1 protein-coding gene and 1 pseudogene are annotated in these 910 nt (G+C 72.9%); one reads left to right on the forward strand and one right to left on the reverse strand.

Annotation, left to right across the window (positions count from 1 at the left end; all coding sequences use genetic code 11):
* A partial coding sequence (gene ybiA, locus ACFV4N_RS35990) for a riboflavin biosynthesis intermediates N-glycosidase (RefSeq protein ID WP_499677135.1) occupies positions 1 to 309 on the reverse strand: 309 nt, incomplete at its 3' end.
* Between the two features lie 364 nt (positions 310 to 673).
* Between ybiA and ACFV4N_RS35995 the strand changes: the two are divergent.
* Positions 674 to 910 (forward strand): annotated as a pseudogene (locus ACFV4N_RS35995) (hypothetical protein); the annotation flags it as partial.

The following is a 910-nucleotide window of genomic DNA, read 5'->3' on the forward strand; positions in this document are numbered from 1 at the left end:
GAACTTCGCCAGGTTCCCGCGCACGACGACGTCGAGCCGGTTGGCCACCCAGGTGTCCTCGTCGAAGTCCCGCACCTGGCGGCCCAGCGACTTCGCCTCGCGGGGCGTGCGGGCCGCGAGCACCCGGCGGGCGGTGTGCTCGTCGCCGAACAGCAGCGCCTTGCCGACCATCATGTAGTGCTCGGCCGTCGGGTACGTGCGGCCGTCCTCGGTGAACGGCGCCTCGTACCACTGGCTCAGGCACTGCTTGCCGACCGGCGCGCCCGGCCGCGTCTCGTGCCCCCAGAAGAACAGGTACTCCGTCGCCATGCCGCGGGACGATGCCACACCGGGGTGCGCGCGCGGAAACGGATTCGGCCGGTCCCGCTCGGCCCGGGACCACGAGCACGACGAGCCGCACACCGCGGCCCTGCGGTCGGTGCAGCGCCACGTCGAGTCCGGCCTCGCCACAAGCCGGTGACCAGCACTGATCCCGCTGGACGTCGTTCTGCGCGCCTGCTGCCGCAAGGTGTCCTCGGTCGCGGGTCGCATGAAGAACCCCTCGGCGGCGGGTCGTCGTCCTGCGGGGGCGGCGCCGCGTGCTTACCGTTCTTGCACCGTCAGGTGACGTGACACGTCCCCTGTGGTCCCGGGCGGCCGCGGCTGCGGGCCCGGCGTGTTGGCAGGAACGGGGATGGTCGTGACGTCACACGGGGTGCGTGAAGCGCCCGGGGACCGGGTGCCGGTGGAGCACCGGTTCCTCGGGCTGGACCGGCGGACCTTCGGGCCGGGGTTGATCGTCCTGGCGGTCGCCCTGCTGTTGATCTACGGTTTGCCGGCGCTGAACGCGGCGATCCCGTGGAACGACGAGGTCCGTGCCGGTGACGTGCTGGACCTGGGCGACGGGGCGACGGCGGTGCCGCCGGTGGGC

It is taken from the genome of Actinosynnema sp. NPDC059797 (genome assembly GCF_042732085.1).
Lineage (GTDB): Bacteria > Actinomycetota > Actinomycetes > Mycobacteriales > Pseudonocardiaceae > Actinosynnema.